This window comes from bacterium 336/3, assembly GCA_001281695.1.
Taxonomy (GTDB): domain Bacteria; phylum Bacteroidota; class Bacteroidia; order Cytophagales; family Thermonemataceae; genus Raineya.
Genome location: LJIE01000001.1, coordinates 2,519,177 through 2,543,298 on the forward strand (window position 1 = coordinate 2,519,177; position 24,122 = coordinate 2,543,298).

General features: G+C 32.6%; 22 protein-coding genes and 1 pseudogene. 10 read left to right on the forward strand and 13 right to left on the reverse strand.

What is annotated here, in order from left to right:
* The first annotated feature begins 2 nt into the window (after positions 1-2).
* Positions 3-1,514 carry a hypothetical protein gene (locus AD998_11665; GenBank protein ID KOY86715.1) on the forward strand — a complete coding sequence of 504 codons (1,512 nt, stop codon included), beginning with the start codon at positions 3-5 and terminating at the stop codon, positions 1,512-1,514.
* 30 nt (positions 1,515-1,544) lie between these two features.
* Here the strand turns inward: AD998_11665 and AD998_11670 are convergent, their stop codons facing one another.
* On the reverse strand, positions 1,545-2,126 hold the full coding sequence (locus AD998_11670) for a tRNA hydroxylase (GenBank protein KOY86716.1): 582 nt from the start codon (positions 2,124-2,126) through the stop codon (positions 1,545-1,547).
* Positions 2,127-2,309: 183 nt separating this feature from the next.
* Here AD998_11670 and AD998_11675 point away from each other — a divergent pair.
* The 5 genes and pseudogenes from AD998_11675 to AD998_11695 all read left to right on the forward strand — a co-directional run bounded on the left by AD998_11675 (position 2,310) and on the right by AD998_11695 (position 7,986).
* Positions 2,310-3,371: pseudogene (locus AD998_11675) on the forward strand (hypothetical protein).
* A 43-nt stretch (positions 3,372-3,414) separates the two neighbouring features.
* Entirely contained in the window at positions 3,415-5,076 is a 1,662-nt protein-coding gene (locus AD998_11680; protein KOY86717.1) for a hypothetical protein, read from the forward strand.
* Positions 5,060-5,596 carry a hypothetical protein gene (locus tag AD998_11685; GenBank protein KOY86718.1) on the forward strand — a complete coding sequence of 179 codons (537 nt, stop codon included), beginning with the start codon at positions 5,060-5,062 and terminating at the stop codon, positions 5,594-5,596. Before AD998_11680 ends, AD998_11685 begins: the two co-directional genes overlap by 17 nt.
* A 91-nt stretch (positions 5,597-5,687) precedes the next feature.
* Positions 5,688-7,175, forward strand: coding sequence for an inosine-5'-monophosphate dehydrogenase (locus AD998_11690; GenBank protein KOY86719.1), 1,488 nt, complete (start codon positions 5,688-5,690; stop codon positions 7,173-7,175).
* Positions 7,176-7,272: 97 nt separating this feature from the next.
* On the forward strand, positions 7,273-7,986 hold the full coding sequence (locus tag AD998_11695; protein KOY86720.1) for a phytanoyl-CoA dioxygenase: 714 nt from the start codon (positions 7,273-7,275) through the stop codon (positions 7,984-7,986).
* Positions 7,987-8,001: 15 nt separating this feature from the next.
* Here AD998_11695 and AD998_11700 read toward each other — a convergent pair whose 3' ends face one another.
* From AD998_11700 to AD998_11715, 4 genes are all read right to left on the reverse strand, one after another.
* Entirely contained in the window at positions 8,002-8,436 is a 435-nt protein-coding gene (locus AD998_11700; protein KOY86721.1) for a methylglyoxal synthase, read from the reverse strand.
* A 10-nt stretch (positions 8,437-8,446) separates the two neighbouring features.
* Positions 8,447-9,709: a glutamate:protein symporter gene (locus AD998_11705; protein ID KOY86722.1), complete on the reverse strand. Its 1,263-nt coding sequence runs from the start codon at positions 9,707-9,709 to the stop codon at positions 8,447-8,449.
* Positions 9,710-9,826: 117 nt separating this feature from the next.
* Entirely contained in the window at positions 9,827-10,879 is a 1,053-nt protein-coding gene (locus AD998_11710) for a hypothetical protein (protein ID KOY86723.1), read from the reverse strand.
* Between the two features lie 198 nt (positions 10,880-11,077).
* Positions 11,078-13,597 (reverse strand): DNA gyrase subunit A, encoded by a 2,520-nt coding sequence (locus tag AD998_11715; GenBank protein KOY86724.1) that lies wholly within the window; start codon positions 13,595-13,597, stop codon positions 11,078-11,080.
* 251 nt (positions 13,598-13,848) lie between these two features.
* Between AD998_11715 and AD998_11720 the strand changes: the two genes are divergently transcribed.
* Positions 13,849-14,388, forward strand: coding sequence for a hypothetical protein (locus AD998_11720; protein ID KOY86725.1), 540 nt, complete (start codon positions 13,849-13,851; stop codon positions 14,386-14,388).
* A 151-nt stretch (positions 14,389-14,539) separates the two neighbouring features.
* Here AD998_11720 and AD998_11725 read toward each other — a convergent pair whose 3' ends face one another.
* Genes AD998_11725 through AD998_11745 form a run of 5 tightly spaced genes read right to left on the reverse strand, consistent with a single transcriptional unit; the run spans position 14,540 to position 18,549 of the window.
* On the reverse strand, positions 14,540-15,397 hold the full coding sequence (locus AD998_11725) for a hypothetical protein (protein KOY86726.1): 858 nt from the start codon (positions 15,395-15,397) through the stop codon (positions 14,540-14,542).
* Between the two features lie 4 nt (positions 15,398-15,401).
* Positions 15,402-16,241: a hypothetical protein gene (locus AD998_11730; GenBank protein KOY86727.1), complete on the reverse strand. Its 840-nt coding sequence runs from the start codon at positions 16,239-16,241 to the stop codon at positions 15,402-15,404.
* 6 nt (positions 16,242-16,247) lie between these two features.
* Entirely contained in the window at positions 16,248-16,973 is a 726-nt protein-coding gene (locus AD998_11735; GenBank protein ID KOY86728.1) for a manganese ABC transporter ATP-binding protein, read from the reverse strand.
* A gap of 6 nt (positions 16,974-16,979) precedes the next feature.
* A complete protein-coding gene (locus tag AD998_11740; protein ID KOY88170.1) occupies positions 16,980-17,837 on the reverse strand; it encodes a hypothetical protein in 858 nt (285 codons plus the stop codon).
* 49 nt (positions 17,838-17,886) lie between these two features.
* On the reverse strand, positions 17,887-18,549 hold the full coding sequence (locus tag AD998_11745) for an iron-dependent repressor (protein ID KOY88171.1): 663 nt from the start codon (positions 18,547-18,549) through the stop codon (positions 17,887-17,889).
* A 294-nt stretch (positions 18,550-18,843) separates the two neighbouring features.
* Here AD998_11745 and AD998_11750 point away from each other — a divergent pair, with 294 nt between their 5' ends.
* From AD998_11750 to AD998_11760, 3 genes are all read left to right on the forward strand, one after another.
* Positions 18,844-19,662: a 2,3,4,5-tetrahydropyridine-2,6-dicarboxylate N-succinyltransferase gene (locus tag AD998_11750; GenBank protein ID KOY86729.1), complete on the forward strand. Its 819-nt coding sequence runs from the start codon at positions 18,844-18,846 to the stop codon at positions 19,660-19,662.
* A gap of 136 nt (positions 19,663-19,798) precedes the next feature.
* Entirely contained in the window at positions 19,799-20,977 is a 1,179-nt protein-coding gene (locus AD998_11755; GenBank protein ID KOY88172.1) for a hypothetical protein, read from the forward strand.
* A 1-nt stretch (position 20,978) separates the two neighbouring features.
* Positions 20,979-21,776, forward strand: a complete 798-nt coding sequence (locus AD998_11760) for a hypothetical protein (GenBank protein KOY86730.1) — start codon at positions 20,979-20,981, stop codon at positions 21,774-21,776.
* Between the two features lie 6 nt (positions 21,777-21,782).
* On the opposite strand, the gene AD998_11765 is transcribed toward AD998_11760, so the two are convergent.
* The 3 genes from AD998_11765 to AD998_11775 form a co-directional block, all read right to left on the reverse strand.
* A complete protein-coding gene (locus AD998_11765) occupies positions 21,783-22,349 on the reverse strand; it encodes a hypothetical protein (GenBank protein ID KOY86731.1) in 567 nt (188 codons plus the stop codon).
* Positions 22,322-22,840: a hypothetical protein gene (locus AD998_11770; protein KOY86732.1), complete on the reverse strand. Its 519-nt coding sequence runs from the start codon at positions 22,838-22,840 to the stop codon at positions 22,322-22,324. The genes AD998_11765 and AD998_11770 overlap by 28 nt, the downstream gene beginning before the upstream one ends.
* A 118-nt stretch (positions 22,841-22,958) precedes the next feature.
* Positions 22,959-23,846, reverse strand: a complete 888-nt coding sequence (locus AD998_11775) for a 3-hydroxybutyryl-CoA dehydrogenase (protein KOY86733.1) — start codon at positions 23,844-23,846, stop codon at positions 22,959-22,961.
* Between the last annotated feature and the right edge of the window lie 276 nt (positions 23,847-24,122).

Genomic DNA, 24,122 nt, shown 5'->3' on the forward strand with positions numbered 1-24,122 from the left:
ATATGTATTCTTTTTTTATTGTGTTTATTTTATGTATTCACAATAATTCTTTTGCTCAAAATAAAAAAATAGATAGTTTGAAAGCTCAATTGAGCAAACAAACAACCAAAGACACCAACCAAATGAATACATTGATTACTTTGGGTAGAGTTTTTGCAAGTCAGGATAATAAGATTTCAGAAAGTTATGCAAAACAGGCAGAAACATTGGCTAAAGAACTCAAACATAAAAAAGGAGAAGCAAGTGCATTGCAAATATTAGGCGTTTTAGCAGACCAAAAAGCTAATTATAAAGATGCAATTGCTTATATGTCAAAGTCTTTAGAAATCAATAGACAAGAAAAAAGTAATAAGGGAATATCAGCATGTTTAAATAATTTGGGAACATATTACTTTAAAATAGGAGATTACACAGAAGCTCTTAAATGCCATTCAGAATCTGTAGTAATTAAAGAAAAAATGGGGGATGATGGAGGGATTATAGGTTCTAATATCAATATTGGATTAGTGTATGACCAACAAAAAGATACAAAAAAAGCAAAAGAATATTATGAGAAAGCTTTAAAAATGTCTGAAAAAAATGAAGAATATGCAGAACAAAAAGCAGCAGCTTTATTTAATTTAGCTGTTATTTATGGAGAAGAGGGAGATATTCAAAAAAGCTTAGAGTATAATCAAAAAGCATTGGATATTCGAGTGGAAATACAGGACGATGTAAAAATACCAGAAAGTTATAGAGCTTTGGGAGAAGTATATACAGCCTTGAAAGACTATACCAAAGCTCAAAAATACTTGGATGATGCTCTCAAAATGTCCAAAGAAATAGAAGACAGATTAACAGAATCTGTTGCTTACAGTAGTATGGGAGATTTATACAAAGAGAAAAAAGAATTTAAAACTGCCATTGACTATCACCTAAAAGGGTATGCTTTAGCTAAAGAAATTGGAGCAAAGCATGTAATGTTGGATGCAGCCAAAGATTTGAAAGAAAATTATTTAGAAATAAAAGATAAAAAAGCCTCAAATGAATGGGGAATAAAATTTACTGAACATAAAAAAGAAATATTTGATGAAGAAAAACAAAAAGAATTTTTAAGAGTAGAAGGGAAGTTAGATTTAGAACGTAAACAAGCTAAAGAACAAAGAGACAAAGAAGTACAAGCAGACAAAGAAGCCAAAGAATTACAAAGAAAAAACAATCTTCAATATTCAGCGATTTTTATTGCTTTGGTGAGTATATTTTTAATTGTAATAGGTTTTGCTCGTAAAACAATGCGTACATCTACTGTTGAAAATATTGTTTTCTTCATTTTACTCATTTTCTTTGAGTTTATCTTGGTATTCCTAGACCCATTCATCTCAGTTTATACAAATGGTTTTCCTGTTTTCACATTACTGGCAAATGTGGCTGTGGCACTTGCATTTATGCCTATTCATAGAATGTTAGAAAAGATTCTCAAAAAGAAACTTGCCAAAGAAAAATATGAAGCTCGTTTAGGTATTGATATTGAATAAAATAAAAAGGGTTGAATATTCAACCCTTTTTTAATGTACTCTATCTCCTCTAATATCTAAATTTTTAATAATTTCGGCTTCTTGTTCCAAAAGTTCATTCAATCTTGTTTTTACATAATCTTCGGGCATGTATTCTTTTGCCAAATCCACAAAATTGACATAATGCCCAGCCTCTGAAATCATGAGTTCATAATAAAATTTTTTCAAATCCTCATCAGCTATATTCTGAGAGAGTATTTTAAATCTCTCGCAACTACGAGCTTCAATAATGGCATTGATAAGCAACTGTTCTACCAATTGTTGGTCTTTTGAGCCTCCCTTTTTTGTAAGAGTAAGCAATTTTTCTACATATTCATCTTTTCTTTTTCTCCCAAACTCAATATTTCTCTCTTTCATTTTTTCCATTACACGCTCAAAATGTCCCCATTCCTCAGCTACTACAGGCGTGAGGACTTCTACAAGTTTTTTTCTTTCGGGATAATGGATAATGAGTGATATACATGAAGATGCAGCTTTTTGCTCGCAATAGGCGTGGTCAATTAAGATTTCGGCAATGGTTTTTTCTGCTAAATTCGCCCAACGAGGGTCAGTTGGTAATTGTAACCCAAGCATAAATAATTAAATTTAATTCCTAAATACAGGCACAAAAATACAAAATAAAATCATTGCTTTTCAAAAATTAAATTTCTAATTAGTGTACTAAATGAAAGAAATAATATATAAAAATACTACATAATAATTTTACGGAGTAAAATAGCTATATTGAAATTATATTTTATTATCATGGAAAAATCAGTTTTTTTATATTATCAAGAAGGGGGTTCGGATAAAGTTTACCAACTTCATTTAGAGGCAAAAGAAGAGGGCTACATTGTTCATTTTGCATTTGGAAGACGTGGCAGTTCTTTACAAACAGGCTCAAAAACACCTACACCAGTAGCTTTAGAAAAAGCAGAGGCTATTTTTGAAAAATTATTAAAAGAAAAAACAGCTAAAGGATATAAAACTTTAGTATCTGAAGAACAAACAACTTATCAACCTGTAGAAAAAGAAAAAATAGATACAGGCATTTATTGTCAGTTACTTAACCCAATTGAATTGATAGATGTAGAGAAATACCTACAAGATGATAGATTTTTAGCTCAAGAAAAACATGATGGTAAACGTTTTTTGATTTCTAAGAAAGGAAATGAACTCATTGCTATCAATAGAAAAGGGCTTTCCGTGGGTTATCCAAGCCTATTTGATGTTTTAAAAGAGAATCAAACAGATTTTGTATTGGATGGTGAATTAATAGGGGAAAAATTTCATGTATTTGATTTATTGCATTTACACCAAGAAGATACTCGTAATCTACCTTTAATTGTTCGTTTAAACAAACTTTCAGAGCTTTTGAGTATCATCAAAACAGATTTTTTAGTAGAAACAGCTTCTTACCACGATGCAGATTCGAAGAGAGAATTGTATGAAAAACTTCATAAACAAAAGAAAGAGGGGATAGTTTTCAAACATAAATCGGCTCCTTATACAGCAGGAAGACCCAATTCCAAAGGAAATCAACTCAAACACAAATTTTATGCAACGGCTTCATTCATCGTAGTGGCTATTAATGATAAAAGGAGTGTGGCTCTAGGGCTTCTTGATGAAACAGGCAAACAAATAGGAGCTGGGAATGTGACCATTTCTATTAATTTTGATATTCCTCAAGTAGGAGATATTGTAGAAGTACGTTATTTGTATGCGTTCAAAGAATCGGGTTCTGTGTATCAGCCTGTATATTTGGGAAAACGTGATGATATAGATAGAGAGGCTTGTACAGTGAGCCAACTTAAATACAAAGCCGAAAATGAAGATTAACTTAACATAATAAAAAATATTACATCAAGGTAAGGTATATTTTATGAAACAGTTTCCTGAAACCTTAGAATTCAAGAAAAAATATATAAAAGCAAATCAGTTTGGGATGATGTTGGATGATTCACTTAAACAGCCTCAACAGATAAATGAACAATATATTGAGAAGAAAATTATCAAACCTGCTATCAAAATCTTAGATGAAATGATAGCCATGTTGCCATTGAGGTTTACACAAAAATCTATTCAATGGAAAACGAAAGATATTTTCATTCTTCTTATCAACTTAGAAAGTCCAGAAGACGAACCAGAAGAGATATACACTAATCACAACGGTTGGGAGGAGTATAGCCTGCCTCCAAACACAAATATGTTATATGAATCAACTATTAAAATTGTATTAGAAGATTGGAAATTTAGGTTTTTGAATACTTGGCTGGTTTCTTTAGAAAGAACATCAAAGAGTAATTTATACTATAAATACATCAAGAAGGTTTTTTCTCAAGCGAAAAAGTGTATTCCATTGGTTGAAAACTACGAAAAAGACAATTTACAAGAATGGCAAAAGAATATGATTAGTCTTTATGCCAATCAGATAGCTTGGTACACACAAGCAGAAGAAAACGACATTAAAAAATTAGAAAAAGCTCTTCAAGTTTTAGAGAAAGGTTATCAGTTTGCCGGATTTCGATATTCAGAATGGAATGATAGAAGTTACATTCATGATACAAAAGTAAGATTACTTCTAAAACTCAATAGACATGAAGAGGCTTTTCCAATAGTTTATCAAACACTCAAAGAACATACATATTTCAACGATTTTGATGATTTAAAAAAACATGCAGATTATTTAAAATGGTTAGAAAAGCAAAAGGATTTCGAAGAACAACAAAAACTGGATAAACAAAAAGCTGATGAAGCATTTGCAAAATTACTTAAAGAAAAACAAAAAGAGTCTCAAAACCAGTTTGTGAATAGCAAACACACTTTAGTAAAAAAGCATAAAAATATACTTAATAAAATAAAAAAAATACAAATATCCCTCAGACTACGAAAATTATATTATAAAAATGGTTGGGAATTATTGAGAGAAAGAATGGATGACCATTACCATGATGATTTTGGACTTTTACTATGGTCGGAAGAAAAAATAGACCAATATGAAAAAAGGCATGAAATACAGTTGCCTGAAGAACTAAAAGTTTATTTGATGGAGATTGGAGAAATGGGACATGGATATTTCAGTTGGGGAGAGGGAATTATAATGCCTTCTGAAAATAAAGAAATAGAAAAGCTAAAGAAAAATTTTCCAATTACGTCTGCCAAAATACATAATATTGGTTCATATTTAGATCAAAAAGGCTGGATTTACCCTGATGATGATTCAGGTTTTGTATATTTACAAGAACAGGGGCTGATTTCTGAAAGTGCTAATGCCCAAGAAATGTTTGGATTGCCAGAAAACGCAGATATTTTTGATGGTTGTATGCTTTTAGGATATTCTATGGGACAAAATAGCTTGTATTTAATTATGAATGGAGAATTTGAAGGAGAAATATGGTCTGATGCTTTACAGTATGGAGTAGAATCAGGATGTTGTTTTTCAGTAGCTACTAGAAAAAGATTGAAATTTTTAGATTTTATAGCTCAAAGCCTTGAATCCCACAGAAATAATTATTCAAATACTGAAGATGGAGACTGGATGTAATTTAGAAACAATAAGAAGCACCATAGAATATGGACTTATCAAAAATTATTATGCTGATAAAAAAGCTGAAAGAAGTGGTGTGCTTCTTATAAATCATATTGATGAAGGTTTACAAATTTTAAAATGGGAAAAAGCTTCCATAAATGCAATGAAGGCTTATTGTCTGCATCCTATGTTTCAAGCAGATGAGGCTTTGGTAGAAAATTATCAATTAAAAATATCAGAAAAGGTTACTCCAAATATTATTTTGCTTGTAATGGAGTATCGAAATATTGCCAATCAGTATTTGTCTAAAAGAATCATTGAAAATATTGAAGAAATTCAACTAAGCTCTTTAGTAGAAGTAAATCAAATACTTGTAGCCGATAAAATTCAAAACAGAAAAGATTTTGAGATATATCACAAAAAAAGCCATCCAAGAGCAATAGAGTTAGATAAGTACTTCAAAAACTGGCTTTTAAGATTAAAAATTTCAGAAGAAAAGTATCAAAATTATTGTCAAAATTTGACTACAAAATAATATTCACAATAAATTAATACAGCATTGTTTGGGTTTCTAATTATTATTCTATAATTTTGTTCGGCAAATAGAGACCCTTTTATTTGCCTTTATGTACACTCCAGCTTTTGGCGACAGCCACAAATTTCTCTTTGAAGCACTTACTTACGATGATGTATTGTTGCTTCCTGCTTATTCTGAGGTTCTACCTCGTGACACCAAACTCCAAACATATCTTACAAAGAAAATAACCCTAAATTTGCCTATTGTTTCGGCTGCTATGGACACCGTAACAGAGTATAAACTTGCTATTGCAATGGCTCGTGAAGGTGGAATTGGGTTTATTCATAAAAATATGACTATTGAGGCTCAAGCAGAGCAGGTTAGGAAAGTAAAACGTTCTGAAAGTGGAATGATAATTGACCCTATCACACTCCCTGAAACAGCCATTCTCGCTGATGCACTGCGTATTATGAGTGAGTTTAAAATTGGTGGAATCCCTGTTGTGGATGCTTCTATGAAACTCAAAGGGATCATTACCAATCGTGATTTACGTTTCCAAAAAGATTTATCCAAATCTGTTTTGGATATTATGACCAAGGACAATCTCATTACTGCTCAAGAAGGTATTACATTAGACCAAGCTGAAGAAGTTTTACAAGAATACAAAATTGAAAAACTGCCTGTTATCAATCAGGAAGGAAAACTAATAGGTTTGGTTACCTATAAAGATATTATTCGAAGAAAAGATTTTCCAAATGCTTGTAAAGATGAATTTGGAAGATTGCGAGTAGGGGCTGCATTGGGTGTTACAGCTGATATTTTAGAGAGAATAGAACTTTTAAAAACAGCAGGTGTAGATGTAGTAACCATTGATACAGCTCATGGACACTCTAAAGGAGTTATAGATTCACTTAAATTTGTGAAGTCTAAATACCCTGAATTACAGGTAATTGTAGGGAATGTAGCTACAGGAGCAGGGGCAAAAGCCTTAGCAGATGCAGGAGCAGACGCAGTAAAAGTAGGTGTAGGACCAGGCAGTATTTGTACCACTCGTGTGGTAGCAGGCGTTGGAATGGCTCAACTCTCAGCTGTTTGGGAAGCATACAAAATTTTAAAAGAAATGGGTGTTCCCATTATTGCAGATGGTGGTATTCGCTATTCTGGTGATTTGGTAAAAGCCATTGCAGGCGGAGCAAGTAGCATTATGATAGGTTCATTGTTGGCTGGTACAGACGAATCACCAGGTGAAGTGGTTATTTTTGAAGGACGTAAGTTTAAAACATACAGAGGAATGGGTTCATTGGAGGCAATGGAAGCAGGTTCTAAGGATAGATATTTTCAAGATGCAGAAGATGACATCAAAAAGCTTGTTCCTGAAGGAATTGTAGGACAAGTGCCTTATAAAGGTACAGTTGCCGAAGTGATGTATCAGATGGCTGGAGGCTTAAAAGCTGGTATGGGTTATTGTGGAGCAAAAACCATTAAAGATTTACAAGAAAATGCTCAATTTGTAAAAATAACAACGTCTGGTATCAGAGAAAGTCATCCTCATGATGTTACCATTACAAGAGAAGCTCCTAATTATAGTAGGAAATAGATATTCTCTCAATATTATTAGTTTTTAGAATCAAAATACATTTGGTAAATCAACACGAGTAAAAATATACTTTACTCGTGTTTTTGTGAAAACAAATATGAAAAAACTGAAATCACAGCTTGAAAACGAAGGTTTTTGTATTGTAGAGGGTATTTATACAGAACAAGAAATCAAAAATATAATTGACATCATTGATCAAACTGAAAGTAATAACACAACATTTAGAAAGAGTAAAGACTTGTTTGCAATACGTCAGTTTCATAAAGAAGTTCCAGAAACATTACCTCATATTTTTAATGATTCCTTAAAAAATATCTTGTTAAATTGGTTTGATGAAGGTTATTTCATCACTAAATCTATATATTTTGATAAACCTGCTGATTCAAACTGGTTTGTGGCTTACCATCAGGATTTAACCATTTCTGTAAATCAAAAGGTAGATTTGCCTGATTATCAAGGTTGGATACAAAAACAAAATCAGTATTCGGTACAGCCACCAGTAAATATTTTAGAAAATAATTTTACAATCCGAATTCATTTAGATGATACTACATCTGAGAATGGTGCTTTAAAAGTTATTCCACTTTCTCATCAAAAAGGCATATTAAGACCAGAAAATTTCAACTTCAAATCTGAAAAAGAAACAGTTTGCACAGTAAAAAGTGGAGGTGTAATGTTTATGAAACCTCTTATCTTACATGCTTCTAATAAAACAACCAATCAAGCAAGAAGAAGGGTTATTCATATAGAATTCAGTAATCAAATATTGCCAACGCCTTTAGAATGGAGTGAAAAACATCCCATTTTTTAAAATAAATATGGGATGTCAAATTTTGATATTTCTTTGTTGATAATCACTAAAATCTGGTATTCTGCGAGTATATTGTACATCTGTAAGCAAAGGAGAGGTAATGAGTAAATTGGCTGATGCCTCATTGCAAGCAATGGGGATATTCCAAACATTTGCAATTCTCAGAAGGGCTTTTACATCAGAGTCATGGGGTTGAGGAGAGAGTGGGTCCCAAAAAAATATTAAAATATCAATGATGCCTTCTGAAATTTTAGCTCCAATTTGCTGGTCGCCACCCAAAGGTCCACTCATCAGTTTTTCTATTGGTATTTGGAGTTCTTGCTCTAAAATAGTGCCTGTTGTGCCAGTAGCAAATATTTTAAATTTTTTCAAAGTTTCTATATGAGTAGATGCCCATTCGAGCATTTCAGCTTTTTTACTATCATGAGCTACTAAAACGATATTTTTCATACATGAGTATTTATTCTTTTGTATTCAGTTGTTTTTCTGCCAAAGATTGTTTGATCTCTGAGAATTCTCCTTCATGTTTGGCAATGATTAAGGTTGCTACCGCATTACCTATCAAATTCGTGATAGAACGAGCCTCAGACATAAATTTATCCACAGCAAGTAAAATACCCAAACCCTCTAACGGAATTTTAGGAAAAGAAGCAAGTGTAGAAGCCAAGACAATAAATCCACTTCCTGCAACGCCTGCCGCTCCTTTGGAGGTAAGTATCAATATTCCAACTATTGTAAGTTGCTCTTGTAAAGATAACTGAATTTGAAACACTTGTGCTAGAAAAATGACAGACATAGAAAGGTAAATAGCTGTTCCATCCAAATTGAATGAATAACCTGTAGGAATTACAAGCCCAGCGACTTGTTTGGAACAACCATAATGCTCCATTTTTTCAATCATACGAGGTAAAACAGATTCAGAAGAAGACGTTCCCAAAACAATAAAAATTTCTTCTTTGATATAAACGAGTAGTTTCCAAAGACTAAACCCGAATTTTAGGCAAACCAAATTGAGTATAATGAAAATAAAACAAGCCATGGTGGTGTACATGGTTATCATGAGTTTACCCAGTGGAATAAGTATTTCAAGCCCATATTTTCCGATAGCTGCTGCCATTGCTCCAAAAGCTCCTAAAGGAGCAAATCTCATGACTATTCCCATGATTTTAAAAAGCACATGAGAAATATTCTCAAAAGTGTGTAGTAATTGCTGACTGCCTTGTCCGCCTAATTTTGCAATACCAATGCCAAATAGAATAGAAAAAAATAATACTTGTAAAATATCTCCACTGGCAAAAGCACCCACGACATTTTCTGGTACAATAGAGGTAATATGGTCAAAACCAGTTTTCTCTTTACTTTTGTTTAAAAACTTTGAAACATCTTCAACTTTGAGCTTTTCAGGATTGACACCAGCACCAGGTTCTATCAAATTGCCCACAACCAAACCAATAATCAGGGCAAAAGTGGTCATCACAATAAAATAGCCTAAAGCTTTCCCTCCAATTCTGCCAAATTTTTTCATATCACCCACTTTTCCAATGCCTAAAACAATAGTCAGGAAAATAATAGGAGCAATAATCATTTTTATCATTTTGATAAAAAGAGTACCCAAAAATTCTGTTTTTTTTGCAATATCAGGGAATACGATTCCTAATAAAATACCTAAAACAACAGCAACAAGCACTTGAAATGTTAAGTTTTGAGTAATTCCTTTTTTCATCAGAATTTTATTTTTTGTTGATTGAGGGTTGGTATAGATAGAATAAAATAAAAATACTCACTGGATATAAAAAAGAGCCGATATTCCTATCGGCTCTTTTTTATGATGAAAGAATAATTATTCTTTTCCAATCGCTTTTATTTTCTTATCCATTTCAGCTTTTTTCTCTTTCATACCCAAAGACTCATAAATTACACGAAGAATATCCATTGTGTCAAAGTCGTTAGGTTTCACTTGATCAGCTTTTTCCAAGTAAGGGAGAGCTTTTTTTAATTCAGCATCTACCATATCATTGTATTCCTTTGCTTTCTGTTGTTTTTTAGGATCTTTTAATGTTCCTGTTAAACCTTCAGCTTCTTTTTTCTTAATAACTTCTTTGTTTACAGCTACTGCTTTGTTATAATAAGAATATCCAATGGCTCTTGGGTAACCAGCTTCATTTGGAAATTGTACAGCTGCTCTTTTATAAAATTCAATACTTTTATCTTGGTCGCCTTGCTGGTCATAAAGTTCTGTTAGTGTTGCCCAAAACATAGGCTCTTTTGGCATTTTCTTTAAACCATTTTCTAATAAACTGATAGCTTTTGCATACTCTTTCTTTTCTCCAGCATAAATTTTAGCCAATTGATATGTAAAATCTCTATAAGTCAAATTATCAATTTTCATCTCAACAAGTTTCTCCGTGTATTTGATAAATTTATCATAATCTTTATCAGCCAAAGATGCAATAGAACCAATATAAAAACCTGTTGTATCATTTGGATTTACTTCTATGGCTACATCCAAAGCAGTCATAGAGTTTTTATAATCTTGTTTTTTATATAAATTAATGCCCTGATTAACAGCAGAATTAAATAATTTGCTTTTGATAGCAGTTTCAGCATCTTTGTAATAACCTTTCTTTTGGGGCTCTAATTCCATCGCTTTTTTGTAAGCATCCAAAGCTGTTTTAGAAGCTTGTTTATCTAAATTATGAAACATTTCAAGTGGGCTTCCTGCGATAGCACTATATACTTCTCCTTTTGTGAACCACGTTTTCGATTTTTGAGCATCTTTTTCATTTTGTAAGGCTTTATCAATAGCTTCTTTGGCTTTATTGATTTTACCTTCTTGTAAACTTACATTAGCCAAACCTACTTGAGCTTTTGCCAAAAAGCCTACAAATAGCATAGGCAACAGAATTAAGATAGTCTTTTTCATTTGAACGATTTTAATTTTTAATAGTTTTTGCAAATTTACAAAATAATTTGAATTGAGATGGATTATTTTAAGTCTCAAAATTATATGTATTCTACGAGATTAGAGTCTTTTTAGTTGTAGAGATATTTAACAAAAATGCTACCATTTTTAGTTGGTAGCATTTTGTTTTTAACTAGGGGTGTTTTCTGATTCAGGAGTAGAGATTTCTTCAATTTCTTCTCCCTCTATTTTTTCTATTTTTGCAATAGAAGAAATTTCATCTTCTTTATTGAGAGTAATCAGTCTAACACCCTGTGTAGCTCTGCCTTGTACACGAAGCGTTTCGACCTTCATACGAATGGTGATACCCGACTTATTGATAATCATTAAATCATCTGTATCTGAAACATCCTTGATAGCTACCAATTTACCTGTTTTTTCTGTAACGCTCATGGCTTTTACACCTTTTCCACCACGAGAAGTAATACGATATTCCGTTGTATCAGAGCGTTTTCCATAACCACGTTCCGAAACTACCAATAAATTGGTATCTTCACTGCCCACACAAACCATTCCAATCACAACATCATCAGGGTTTTGCTCATCCAACCAAATACCACGAACCCCAGTAGCTGTTCTGCCCATAGGTCTTACTTTTTCTTCATGGAAATGAATAGCTCTACCAGACTTTGTAGCTAAAATAATATGGTCGCTTCCTGTTGTCATGCGTACCTCGATGAGTTTATCACCTTCATTGATATTGATGGCATTGATACCATTGGCTCTTGGGCGAGAGTAGGCTTCCAAAGTAGTTTTTTTGATAGTACCTTTTTCTGTACACATGATTAAGAAATGATTATTGATATAATCATCATCACTCAAAGTTTCTACATTGATAACTGCTCTTACTTTATCACCTTGTTCTATTTGAATCAAGTTTTGAATAGCTCTTCCTTGTGCTGTTTTGCTACCTTCAGGAATTTCATATACTTTTTTCCAAAATACTTTTCCACTTTCTGTGAAAATCAGTAAATAATTATGATTGGTAGCAACAAACATGTGTTCTGTAAAATCATCTTGTTTAGTTGTTACACCTTTAGAACCTACACCTCCACGTCCTTGTACTCTATATTCTGTAAGAACTGTACGTTTGATATAACCTTGATGAGAAATTGTAATAACCACTTGTTCGTTGGCAATCATGTCTTCATCTTGGAACTCTTCAGCAGCATATACGATTTCTGTTCTACGTTTATCACCATAACGATCTTTAATATCATTCAATTCTTGTTTGATAATAGACATCCTTCTTGGTTCGTCAGCTAAAATATCTTTTAAATCTGCAATAAGGGTTGTAATTTGCTTGTTTTCTTCAATGATTTTATCTCTTTCAAGGCCTGTTAATCTTTGCAAACGCATTTCAAGAATTGCTTTTGCCTGAATTTCAGAAAGAGAGAAGTTTGTTACTAAATCAGTTTTGGCTATGTCAGGATCTTTAGAAGCACGAATTAACTTGATAACAGCATCCAAGTTATCTAAAGCGATCAGTAAACCAGCTAAAATATGAAATCTTTTCTCAGCTTCATTTAAATCATACTTGGTTCTTCTTACAATAACTTCGTGTCTATGCTCAACATAGTATTTGATAAGCTCTTTGAGATTTAATGTAAGAGGTCTTCCTTTTACAAGAGCAACATTATTGACACTAAAAGTAGATTGTAATTGTGTGTATTTGAAAAGATTATTAAGAACAACAGCAGGAATGGCATCTTTTTTTAAATCATAAACAATACGCAAACCTTCTCTATCTGACTCATCTCTGATGTCAGAAATTCCTTCAATTTTTTTATCATTTACAAGTTGTGCTGTCTTTTCAATCATGTTGGCTTTATTGACCATGTATGGAATTTCAGTTACCACGATTTGTTCTTTACCTGTTTTGGAGGTTTCAAAATTAGCCTTTGCACGCATTACTATTCTGCCACGTCCAGTACGGAAAGCATTTCTTACACCTTCATAACCATAAATAATACCACCAGTTGGGAAATCAGGAGCGAGAATGTGCTTCATCAAATCTGTTATTTCTACTTGTGGATTGTCAATATACATTAAAATACCTTCTACAAGTTCAGTTAGATTATGAGGAGCCATATTGGTAGCCATACCAACAGCAATACCAGATGTTCCATTCATTAATAAATTAGGTATTTTGGCAGGTAATACAGTTGGTTCAGTAAGTGAATCATCAAAATTTGGCTGGAAATTAACAGTATCTTTGTTGATTTCACCTAAAAGCTCTTCTGCGATTCTTTGCAAACGAGCTTCTGTATAACGCATTGCAGCAGGAGAGTCCCCATCAATAGAACCAAAGTTTCCCTGACCATCTACCAATGGATAACGCAAAGACCACTCTTGTGCCATACGAACCATCGTGTCATATACAGAGGCATCACCATGTGGATGGTATTTACCCAAAATTTCTCCTACAATACGGGCTGACTTCTTATAAGCTTTATTATGCAAAACACCCAAATCTAACATACCATAAAGTACACGTCTATGAACAGGTTTTAAACCATCACGTACATCAGGTAAAGCCCTTGAAACAATTACAGACATAGAATAATCTATGTAAGCTGTACGCATTTCTTCTTCAATGTTGATAGGTAAAATGTTTGAGGGGATTGAGTTCTTATCTTCGTTGAGCATTGCTAAAAATTTATTTTTTGTACATATTCAGACTGCTAATATACTAAGAAAACTTGATTAATCCATAAAAAAACAAATATTTTTTGATTTTTATTAAATTACTTTAATAATCAAAGTAAAATAAATAAAAAAATTATAGCATATATAAAAGTATAGAGTTCGTAAATAAAAATGAGAGACTCGTAAAGTAGGGTGGGAGTTTGGGATAATAAAGATTTATATTACAATAGTATTTTACTAAAAACATTTTTATGAAAAAAATTGTATTATTTATGTATCTGATGGGGCTTAGTCTTTGTATAAATGCCCAGAATTTTCAGGAGTACTTGGCTTTATTTCCTGATATGTCTCAAGACTTTACTTGGACAGGAGCAGACTTGGAAAAGTTAAGAGTAGCAGGTAAAAATATACCACCAAAATTTGGGAAATTTATTGATAATACGGGTTTAGTTAATGAATACCGTTTTCCAGCAGGGAAGTTAGAAGTAGGAGGGGCTGTAATAATTTTTTATGCTGAACATTCTAATGGATATCAGAAAAACTATGATACTCAACTTCATTTACATGCCAGAACATATAATAAAAAAGGTGAAATTATACCAGGTGGAATACACAACTATTTAGCTACCAATGGGGAAGTCCCCAATAGATTTAGTTATAGTTTTGAGTTGATTTTTAATTTTAAAGACAAAAAACTAATAATTGACCAAAAAGCGACAGATGCTGAAATGCAAAATAAAACTACTTATAAAATTTCTAAGAAAGGACTTGTGTTTGAAAAAAGAGAGTAAAAAATAGTGTGTTATATTTTAGTTACAAATGATAACTTTTATCTAGTTGATATTTGTAACTAAAATATTTTCTAAAATATAAAAAATTGCTATTTTATTAACAAATCTACTATTTACATTTAATACCTACAAGGATGCTTGAGTTATTACCTTATTTAACATAATAAAAATTATTTGTAAAGATCTTAGAGTATACCAAAACTATTAAAAATATAATGGTTTCTATGATTACAATACTTGCAGCCGAAGAACCTCCAAAAATTACAGATATATAATAGCCTAATACCACAGATAATAATCCAAATAGAATACTCCATTTTATCATCTTTTCCAAATTCTTAGATATGATGTACGATGTAGCAGGAGGGATGACAAACAAAGCTACTACCAATACCGAACCTACGAGTTCAAAAGATGCTACGGTTACCATAGAAACCAATGAAATAAGTAGATAGTGCCATAAAGATACTGATATACCAATGGATAAAGCATAACTTTCGTCAAATGTGATCATCCATAATGGTCTATATGCCTTCTTCACAAAAATCACAACACATATAAATACAAATCCTCCCAAAGGGAAAGCTCTTGGAATATCATAAGTGGGAAAAATATCTAATGTGTCAAAAGGTATATACAACATCTCACCAAAAAGTACACACTCTTGATCAACATCTGCTTGTTCAGCAAATAACGTAACCAAAATAATCCCTACTGCAAATAGAAATGTAAATGTAATTCCTGTAGCTGTATCTCCACGATTGGGTAACCTTCGATTGATCCATGTTGTTAGAAAAGCTGTGAATACACCAAATATTGTTGCCACAAATAAAATTATAAAATTATTCTTAGTTTCAGATATCAAATATGCTATTACAATACCTGGAAGAATACTATGTGCTATGGCATCTGTGAGCATACCCATTTTTCTAAGAATCAGGAAGCAACCTAAAATACTACAACTGATACTGATAAGCCCTACACAGATAATAATCCAAATATCTTGCATAATTTTATATAGAAATATTTCCTCTTTTGTTTATTTTGAATAATACCAATGCAAGTAAAGAGCATACAACTACAATCCAAGGTCCTGTAGGAGTTTTGGGATATATATAGGAGAGAGATGTTCCTACAATTACCACCAACATATTAATAGCAATACTCAAAATGAAAAGTATATTGAGATTTTGCCTTTTCATTTTTTTACTCAGAAAAAGAGCTATTCCTGCAGGAGTAAGTAACATTGCAGACATTAGGACTACACCTACAGATTGAAGCCCTGCAACAATTGTAAGAATACTCATAAAAGTAAGTACATGATTTGCAAAATTTGTTCGGATACCTACACTTTTAGAGTAGAGAGTGTCAAATGTTGTATAGGATAACCATCTTTTTGAAAAAAAGTTAATACACGCAACTAAAAAAACAACGATTAAAGAAAACAGAATATCTTGTGGTAACATAGAAGCTGCCTTTCCAAATAAAAAGCTTTCCAAGCCTGAAACCCCTGAATTTCCAGATGCTTGAATTTTTACCAAAATCCAAAGACCTAAAGCAAAGAAAAATGACAAAACGATTGCCATAATTGTATCTTTTTTGAGTTTGGTATGACGTTCTAAAGCATAAATACTATAAATAGATAAAAAACCACTGACAGCAGCACCAATGCTCAACACCAACATGTCTTTTGCACCATACAACATAAATGCCATACCTACACCAGGTAAAACACCATGGGCTACTACATCACCAGTCAATGCCTCTTTACGCAATACCAGCCAAACTCCTACAATTGCAGAAGCAATAGCCAAAAGAATACCACCTATCAATACATACCAAAAATTTATCATAAAATTTTATTTTATAAACTGATATGTTTCTTGGATATTGACTTCTGTGAAAACCTCCTCGACACTTCCTATATCTACTAGCTTTCCTTCTTTGAGAAGCAGGAGGAAGTCGAAATATTTAGGAACTGTTGAAAGTTGGTGATGTACCATCACGATAGTTTTTCCTTCATTGACTACTGATGTTTTGAGTAAATCAATCAGGAGTTTTTCAGTTGCAACATCTACACCCACAAAAGGCTCATCGAATAAATATAAATCTGCTTCTTGTGCAAAAGCTCTTGCTAAAAATACTCTTTGTTGTTGCCCTCCAGAAAGTTCAGAAATTTGTTTATCAGCCTTATCAGCCATTCCTACTTTTTCAAGATAACTCATGGCTTTTTGTTTGTGTTGTTTAGTGATTCTCCCAAACAAACCAAATTCTTTGTAAAGTCCCATAAGAGCCACCTCCAATACAGAAGCAGGGAAGTCCCAATCAATGCTGTCTTTTTGTGGAAGGTATGCAATTTGATTTCTAACTTCTTTCAAACTTTTTCCAAATATTTGAATAATACCAGATGAGTTTGGTATCAATCCCATGATGGCTTTGAGTAATGTAGATTTTCCTGAACCATTTGCTCCTACAATTCCTATCATCTGTGAGGAAGGGATTTCACACGAAAAATCCTGAAATATTTTATGTTCAAAATATCCTACATGAATATTTTTTAATACAATGGCGTTTTGTTTATTCATAGCTTTTTACTTCAATGCCTCTACAATTTTATCTACATTGGCTTTGTACATTCCAATATAAGTCCCTTCGGGAGTACCGAATGTTCCCATTGCATCGGAGTACAAACCTTCAATAATTTTGATTTTTTTCCCTTTACTTTCTACACCTTTTACAACAGCTTCAATACCTTTGGGAGAGATAGACGTTTCTACAAAAACTGCTTTGATATTTTGATTGGTGATAAAATCAACTAAATCTTGAATATCTCTTAAACCATAATCTGTGGTTGTTGAAATTCCTTGCAAAGCTTTTACTTTAAAATTATAAGCTTTTTCAAAATATCTAAAAGCATCGTGAGAGGTGATGAGTACTCTTTGTGATACAGGAATTTCTTCTATTCGCTTTTTAGTATATACTTGCAACTTCTTTAATTCTTCAATATATTTTCTTGAATTCTCCTCAATCATATTTTTTTGAGATGGATATTTCAATTTTAAGTTGTTTGTTACAACTTCCGAAACCTCTATCCATAAATTAATATCAAACCAAATATGAGGGTCATGTAGTTTTTCATTGATAGGTATTAGTTTATTTTCTTTTAAAGAATCTCCAGCACTGATGACCATTTTCTTTTTTGAGATTTTCTCTAATATATAATTCATTTTTCCTTCAAGATGCAATCCATTACAAATAATTAAAGTTGATTTATTTAACTTTTGTAAATCTGTTTGAGAAAACTTGTATAAATGAGGATCAACTCCTTCACCCATTAGGTAATTTACTTCAAGAGAGGGAGGTGCAATATTTTTAGTTATATCATACAACATTCCTGTTGTAGCAAGAACATAGTTTTTATTTTCTTGAATATCTCTGCAAGAAAGCATTTGTAATACGCTACAGAAAAGCAGCAACCATTTTAATTTCTTTTTTATTTTATAATAAAACTCCATATATCTTTTCTGAAATTTCTTTAGATAGAGTTGTATTCCTATTTTCGTTGATAATTACATCTATCGAATTATCATAAGTATTTTTATCACATATTTCAATCAAAGCTCCAATGCTTACAGATATTTTACTCAAATATTGAAGTAGAGTTGAAGAATCATCTGTAATACTTTTTACTTGTATTTTTTGTTGATTTGTACAACTATTGAGACATACTAGATTTTCAGTTACTGGAAACTCTCCATGTTCATTAGGAATAGGTTCTCCATGTGGATCAAATGTTGGACAATCTAAAAATTTATATAATCGTTCTATAAGCAAACCAGATTGAATATGTTCAAGTTGTTCAGCGACATCGTGAACTTCATCCCAAGAAAAGTTAAGTTTATCAACTAAAAAGGTTTCCCAAAGCCTATGTTTTCTAACAATTTCAATAGCGATTTTTTTTCCCTCATTTGTAAGTTTTACACCTTGATACTTGGCATAATCAATTAGTTTTTTTTGGTTGAGCTTTTTAAGCATATCACTTACCGAAGCAGGATTGATTTCCAGTTTCTTAGCAATGTCATTGGTTGTGATTTCCAAAGAATGAGGGTAGGAGAGAGAAAAAATAATTTTCAAATAATTTTCTTCTGTATAACTTAGCATCTTGAATCTATAAAGTATATCTTGAATATCATTTGACAAATATATACATAATAAAGGAGTAAACAAAATATTTTTTTAGACAAATCTAAATTATAATTTAATTACTAAATAATTTAGCTAAAAATATTAGTAAAATTATATTTGCTAAACAATACTAAAGGTGTAAATCTAAATTATGAACACTGTTTATTGAAAATATCTCGTTTAAATTTTTTCAATAAAATCATTTAAAGTAATACAAGAAGTAAAACCAAAATAAAAACTGATTTTCAATACTTTAACCACGTAAAAAACATGCAAGAATTACAAGAAAAAATAGAGCAGATTTGGACAGACAGAAGCCTTTTGAATAAGCCAGAAAGCATAGATACCATTGAACACATCATTGCTGAACTGGATGCTGGAAAAATTCGAGTGGCACAAATTTTAGCAAATGGAGATTGGCAAGTAAACGAGTGGATAAAAAAAGCTGTTATTCTTTATTTTCCTATCAAGGAAATGAAAACCATGGAGGTGGGTATTTTTGAGTTTCATGATAAAATTCCTCTCAAAAAAGATTATGCTGCTAAAGGTGTGAGAGTTGTGCCACATGCTATAGCCCGATATGGAAGTTATATTTCTAAAGGTGTTATCTTAATGCCCTCTTATGTAAATATTGGGGCGTATGTAGATGAAGGAACCATGGTAGATACATGGGCTACTGTAGGTAGTTGTGCTCAAATTGGTAAACATGTACATTTGAGTGGTGGAGTAGGCGTGGGAGGCGTTTTAGAACCAGTTCAGGCTGCTCCTGTGATTATAGAAGATGGTGCATTTGTGGGTTCTCGTTGTATTTTGGTTGAAGGTGTTAGAGTGGGTAAAGAAGCCGTTTTGGGGGCTGGTGTAACTCTTACAGCAAGCTCTAAAATTATAGATGTAACAGGAGACAGCCCAGTAGAGTACAAAGGCATTGTACCTCCTCGTAGCGTGGTTATCCCTGGCAGTTATACCAAGAAATTTGCAGCAGGAGAGTATCAAGTACCTTGTGCTTTGATTATCGGAAAACGAAAAGAAAGTACAGATTTGAAAACCTCCCTCAATGACGCTTTGAGGGAAAATAATGTAGCTGTATAGATTTTTTAGATGTTAGATTTAAATATTTAGAAACCTTATAGGTTTTTAACCAGAAAAAATGAACCTATAAGGTTTTAATATAATCCTAAAAAGTATGAATACAGAAAATGCTATTTCAAAAGACAAAAACCTTCTTATTGTTTTATCAGGAAATGAAAAGAAGAGCCATGAACTTCTTGATTTAATAGAAAATTTCTGTGGAGCTGTTATCGAATCCCCTTCGCAAATGCAGGGGGATTTGGTACAAAAGAAAATATATGCCTGCGGAGATATATCCAAAATCAAGGATTTTAAACTTTCTGTCCCTTTTTATATTATCAGGGAAATATCTTATCATTTTGAAGATTTGATGGATATAAATTTTGTGAGTATTGGTAATGTTCCTGTTGTGGTCTGTAATGCAGGTGTCTTTTTTAGACGTTTTTTTGAGGATGAGAACGATCATTTTAATAAAATCAGACTGGAACATCAATTTCAGAATTTAACTGAATCTACCAAACCTGGAATGGCTTTTAGAAAGGGTATCTATCTAACAGAAGTATTGAAAGAAATCACAAGCGAACAAAATGAGTTGTTGCATTACAGACTTTTGAGATGCTCCAGTAATTTTTCAGGACCTACAGAAAACTTTCGTGATACAGACCTGCGAATCATGAATTCTATGAATGAAGCTATTCAATATGTTTTTGAGAAAAAAACGCATTTAAACCACGTATTAGCTCAGATTTATGAAAACAAGAAGGAAGACAACTCAAAAGAGAAAAAGGCTAAAATTAAGGCACATTCTGACAAAACAAAGGACATGCCTTCAGAAGGGTTGATAGCTTTTTGTACATTTTATGAAAAAACAGGCTTTCAGCACCTCAAACCTTCAGAAACTGACAGATACGACTGGGTTTTGGGAAAGATTAGTGGGCTTACAACACTTCATTTCAAACTGAAGAATTCGGTAAAAGATGAAACGTTAGCTAAAGAGTTTACAGTAACACTCTATCCTAATTCTGTTTTTTTTATTCCACTTTCTACCAACAGATTATACACCCACGAAATAAAGCCTTCTATTTTGAATATAGACAAAATCCCCACCCGAATGGGATATGTGGCTCGGTGTTCCAATAAAGAGGCTGTATTTATGAATAATGAAGTGTATATCAAGGAGAATGGAGAGCTTATCAAACTGCAAGCCATGCAACAGGAAGGAATGGCTCATCTGAAAGAAACCTACAGAATAGAAAACATATCGGAAGATGCTGTTGAATATGGTAAAATTGATTTTAGCATGAATTCTGGGGATTATCAGAAACCCATTTACTAATATGGAACATCAGGGTTTTTATCAGTGGATATTGCCTTTAGAAACGGACTTATTCCAAAGGCTTTCTGATTCTGTGGAATTGGAAGATGTAGGAAAAGGCAGAAAGGGCAATCATCTGGTTGATTGCGGAGAACGGGGTATTCCCATTGTCCGAACAACCACTTTGTATAATACACCAGCCTGTAAATTTTCAGAAATACACCATAGCCTTGTAGAGAGTATCCGAAACAAAGCTATGGAGGAAATAGGGGATATATCCCTGCATTTCAACAATGCCCTGATAGAAATTTATGAAAGTAGTTATTTTAAGATGAAATACCATTCAGACCAAGCATTAGATTTGGCTGAAAACTCTTATATTGCCCTTTTTTCGTGTTATGAAAAGCCAAATGATATTACAAAGAATGTGGTAAGAAAACTCCAAGTCATCCATAAAACAACACAAGAAGAATTTGAATTAGTTTTAGAAAACAATTCTGTTGTTTTATTCTCGTTAGCCACCAATACACAGTTTCAACATAAAATCACATCAAATCCTTCTCAAAGCATAAAAGGTGGCACAATTGAAAACAGATGGCTGGGCGTTACGTTCAGACTCTCCAAAACGTTTATTGAGTTTAAGGAAAATCTGCCTTATTTTGAAAATGGAGAATTATTGACACTGGCTCAAGAAGAAGAAAGAAAAGCCTTTTTTCTGCTTCGTGGACAAGAAAATAATTCTACCGATTTTGTGTATCCACACCTCACATACACCATCAGCCCAGCAGATATGATGATGCCGAAGGTATTTAAAGGATGATATGTTTCAATTTTTATGTATTGGATGATTTATTTCTGATAAATTTTGACGCATCACCTCATTTTCTGCCTGTATCTTATGTATAACCCGAAGAAGCTTCTCGAAATACACTTTCTCATTGGGTTGTAGGGAATTTATATCCAAACAATTCCAATCATAATTGATATAAAAGTTTTTGGTATATAAACGAATAAAAGCATAACCTCTAAAAGCTGAACAAGTATAACGAGCTTCTTTTTCTTCACAGTGTTTTGTCATCTGATTCAAATGAGTCATATCTATATGCTTTCCAAGGCTCATAACTAACTGCAGGATTTCCTTGAGGTCGTTAAGAGAAATATAAATTTCTGTATATCTATCTCTATAAAAAAAATGATGTTGCTTAAAGGTATTTATAGGATTTTGTCGCATTATTTCAAATATATAATTCTCTGGTATGCGAATGATAAGCCTTTGAAAATCCGAAATATCAACATTGGAAGAGTACCCTGAAGGAATATCTAATTTCTTACAATATCCCAAGATAAATATCGTGAAGTAACAAGCTATTTTACAAGAAAATCGATATACCATAACAAATTTCGTATATATTGATACTGTATTCTTAATTTGGGTGTATAAAGGTAGGATACCGTCCATTGAAAGCTATTGTATTGTCTTGAAATAGAAATTCTATCCAAAAGTCTTTTAGGAATATATATAATTTCTTCTTTCAAAGGAACTGATAATATATTTCGAACAGAATCATTATGAATATAGTAATATTCCTGTAAAGAAACAGAAGGGTTTTCATGATAGGAAGATTGATAAAACTGTTCTGTCAGTGTAGCAATAGAATCTAATTGTTTTTTAGAAAGCCTGAGAAATGTTTCTTTCTCTCCCTTTTGTATTACCAGCCCACTATCTGAAGTGATAATTCCATGCCACTTAGAAGAGGAAGGTAGGGCATAATCAATTTGTATTTCTATTTTCTCTTCCTTTTGGATAGAGGAAGATATGGGTGAAGGTTCTGAGCATCCCCAACACAGAAAGAAATTATAAAGTAAGAAAGAGGATATTTTCATAGTTTATTAGTAACATATAGTGGAATTAGGTTTAGCAATGCCTTTAGCAAATACTCCTAATTCCACATAAGAAAATTGTTTCACGTGAAAGAACTTTGTTAATTATACAGGTTCACAATTATTTGGTAAATTGTTTAGCTACTTTTAACTCTTTAGGATTTGCCCAATCGTAAAAGCCTTGTCCTGATTTGGCTCCTTTGTGTCCAGCTTGTACCATATTCACAAGGAGTGGGCAAGGGGCGTACTTAGGATTTCCAAAACCAATATATAAAACGTTCAAAATTGCAAGGCATACATCCAACCCAATGAAGTCTGCCAGTTGGAGTGGTCCCATCGGATGAGCCATTCCTAGTTTCATGACTTCATCAATTTCAGATACCCCAGCCACACCTTCGTAAAGCGTATAAATAGCTTCATTAATCATAGGCATTAAAATTCTGTTTGCCACAAAGCCAGGGTAATCGTTTACTTCTACGGGTACTTTATCTATTTTCTTAGTTAATTCTGTAATTGCCTGTGTCGTTTCGTCAGATGTTAAATATCCACGAATCATCTCTACCAGTTTCATCACAGGCACAGGATTCATAAAGTGCATACCAATTACTTTTTCAGGACGTTTGGTAACAGAGGCAATTTTAGTGATAGAGATAGAAGATGTATTGGTCGCTAAAATCGTATCAGGACGAGTATTTGCATCCATATCAGCAAATATCTTGAGTTTTAAATCTATGTTCTCTGTAGCAGCCTCTACCACCAAATCAGCATTTTTCACGCCATCAGCAAGAGAAGTAAAAGGGTGGAGGCGAGCAAGAGTTTCAGCTTTCTGTGCTTCAGTAAGTGTTCCTTTCTTCACTTGTCGGTCTAAGTTTCCAGAGATAGTTTGTAAACCTTTATCAAGAGCAGCCTGAGAAATATCAATCAGAGATACTTCGTAACCATATTGAGCAAAAACGTGGGCAATTCCATTACCCATAGTACCAGAACCAATAACAGCGATGTTTTTCATATAAGAGTAGAAAATGTTTATATTTTTTAATTTTTCAAAAATAAGCAGATGTTTAAAAAGTTCAAATCTTTAGAAAGGTTTATATTTGTAAAAATACAAAAAAACTCATAAAAACGACTCAAAATTGGAGGTGTAAGAATTGCATTATTTTGAGCCTTTGAAAGTATTATGTTTTACTAATTAAATTAGTATTAAAATTAATACAAAATTTACATTTGCGTACTAAAACTAAATATTTTGTTAAATTATTGATTGTAAATACTTTATTATTTAGTA

Excerpts from the sequence above, each read along its gene's own strand:
- AD998_11680 (KOY86717.1), top strand. The coding sequence starts at position 3,415 with ATGAAACAGTTTCCTGAAACCTTAGAATTCAAGAAAAAATATATAAAA.
- AD998_11690 (KOY86719.1), top strand. The coding sequence starts at position 5,688 with ATGTACACTCCAGCTTTTGGCGACAGCCACAAATTTCTCTTTGAAGCA.
- AD998_11715 (KOY86724.1), bottom strand. The coding sequence starts at position 13,597 with ATGCTCAACGAAGATAAGAACTCAATCCCCTCAAACATTTTACCTATC.
- AD998_11740 (KOY88170.1), bottom strand. The coding sequence starts at position 17,837 with ATGCTTTCTTGCAGAGATATTCAAGAAAATAAAAACTATGTTCTTGCT.
- AD998_11765 (KOY86731.1), bottom strand. The coding sequence starts at position 22,349 with ATGGTATATCGATTTTCTTGTAAAATAGCTTGTTACTTCACGATATTT.
- AD998_11750 (KOY86729.1), top strand. The coding sequence starts at position 18,844 with ATGCAAGAATTACAAGAAAAAATAGAGCAGATTTGGACAGACAGAAGC.
- AD998_11710 (KOY86723.1), bottom strand. The coding sequence starts at position 10,879 with ATGCTATTTGTAGGCTTTTTGGCAAAAGCTCAAGTAGGTTTGGCTAAT.
- AD998_11745 (KOY88171.1), bottom strand. The coding sequence starts at position 18,549 with ATGCTAAGTTATACAGAAGAAAATTATTTGAAAATTATTTTTTCTCTC.
- AD998_11670 (KOY86716.1), bottom strand. The coding sequence starts at position 2,126 with ATGCTTGGGTTACAATTACCAACTGACCCTCGTTGGGCGAATTTAGCA.
- AD998_11685 (KOY86718.1), top strand. The coding sequence starts at position 5,060 with ATGGAGACTGGATGTAATTTAGAAACAATAAGAAGCACCATAGAATAT.
- AD998_11700 (KOY86721.1), bottom strand. The coding sequence starts at position 8,436 with ATGAAAAATATCGTTTTAGTAGCTCATGATAGTAAAAAAGCTGAAATG.
- AD998_11770 (KOY86732.1), bottom strand. The coding sequence starts at position 22,840 with ATGAAAATATCCTCTTTCTTACTTTATAATTTCTTTCTGTGTTGGGGA.
- AD998_11725 (KOY86726.1), bottom strand. The coding sequence starts at position 15,397 with ATGCAAGATATTTGGATTATTATCTGTGTAGGGCTTATCAGTATCAGT.
- AD998_11705 (KOY86722.1), bottom strand. The coding sequence starts at position 9,709 with ATGAAAAAAGGAATTACTCAAAACTTAACATTTCAAGTGCTTGTTGCT.
- AD998_11665 (KOY86715.1), top strand. The coding sequence starts at position 3 with ATGTATTCTTTTTTTATTGTGTTTATTTTATGTATTCACAATAATTCT.
- AD998_11720 (KOY86725.1), top strand. The coding sequence starts at position 13,849 with ATGAAAAAAATTGTATTATTTATGTATCTGATGGGGCTTAGTCTTTGT.
- AD998_11760 (KOY86730.1), top strand. The coding sequence starts at position 20,979 with ATGGAACATCAGGGTTTTTATCAGTGGATATTGCCTTTAGAAACGGAC.
- AD998_11695 (KOY86720.1), top strand. The coding sequence starts at position 7,273 with ATGAAAAAACTGAAATCACAGCTTGAAAACGAAGGTTTTTGTATTGTA.
- AD998_11735 (KOY86728.1), bottom strand. The coding sequence starts at position 16,973 with ATGAATAAACAAAACGCCATTGTATTAAAAAATATTCATGTAGGATAT.
- AD998_11730 (KOY86727.1), bottom strand. The coding sequence starts at position 16,241 with ATGATAAATTTTTGGTATGTATTGATAGGTGGTATTCTTTTGGCTATT.
- AD998_11775 (KOY86733.1), bottom strand. The coding sequence starts at position 23,846 with ATGAAAAACATCGCTGTTATTGGTTCTGGTACTATGGGTAATGGAATT.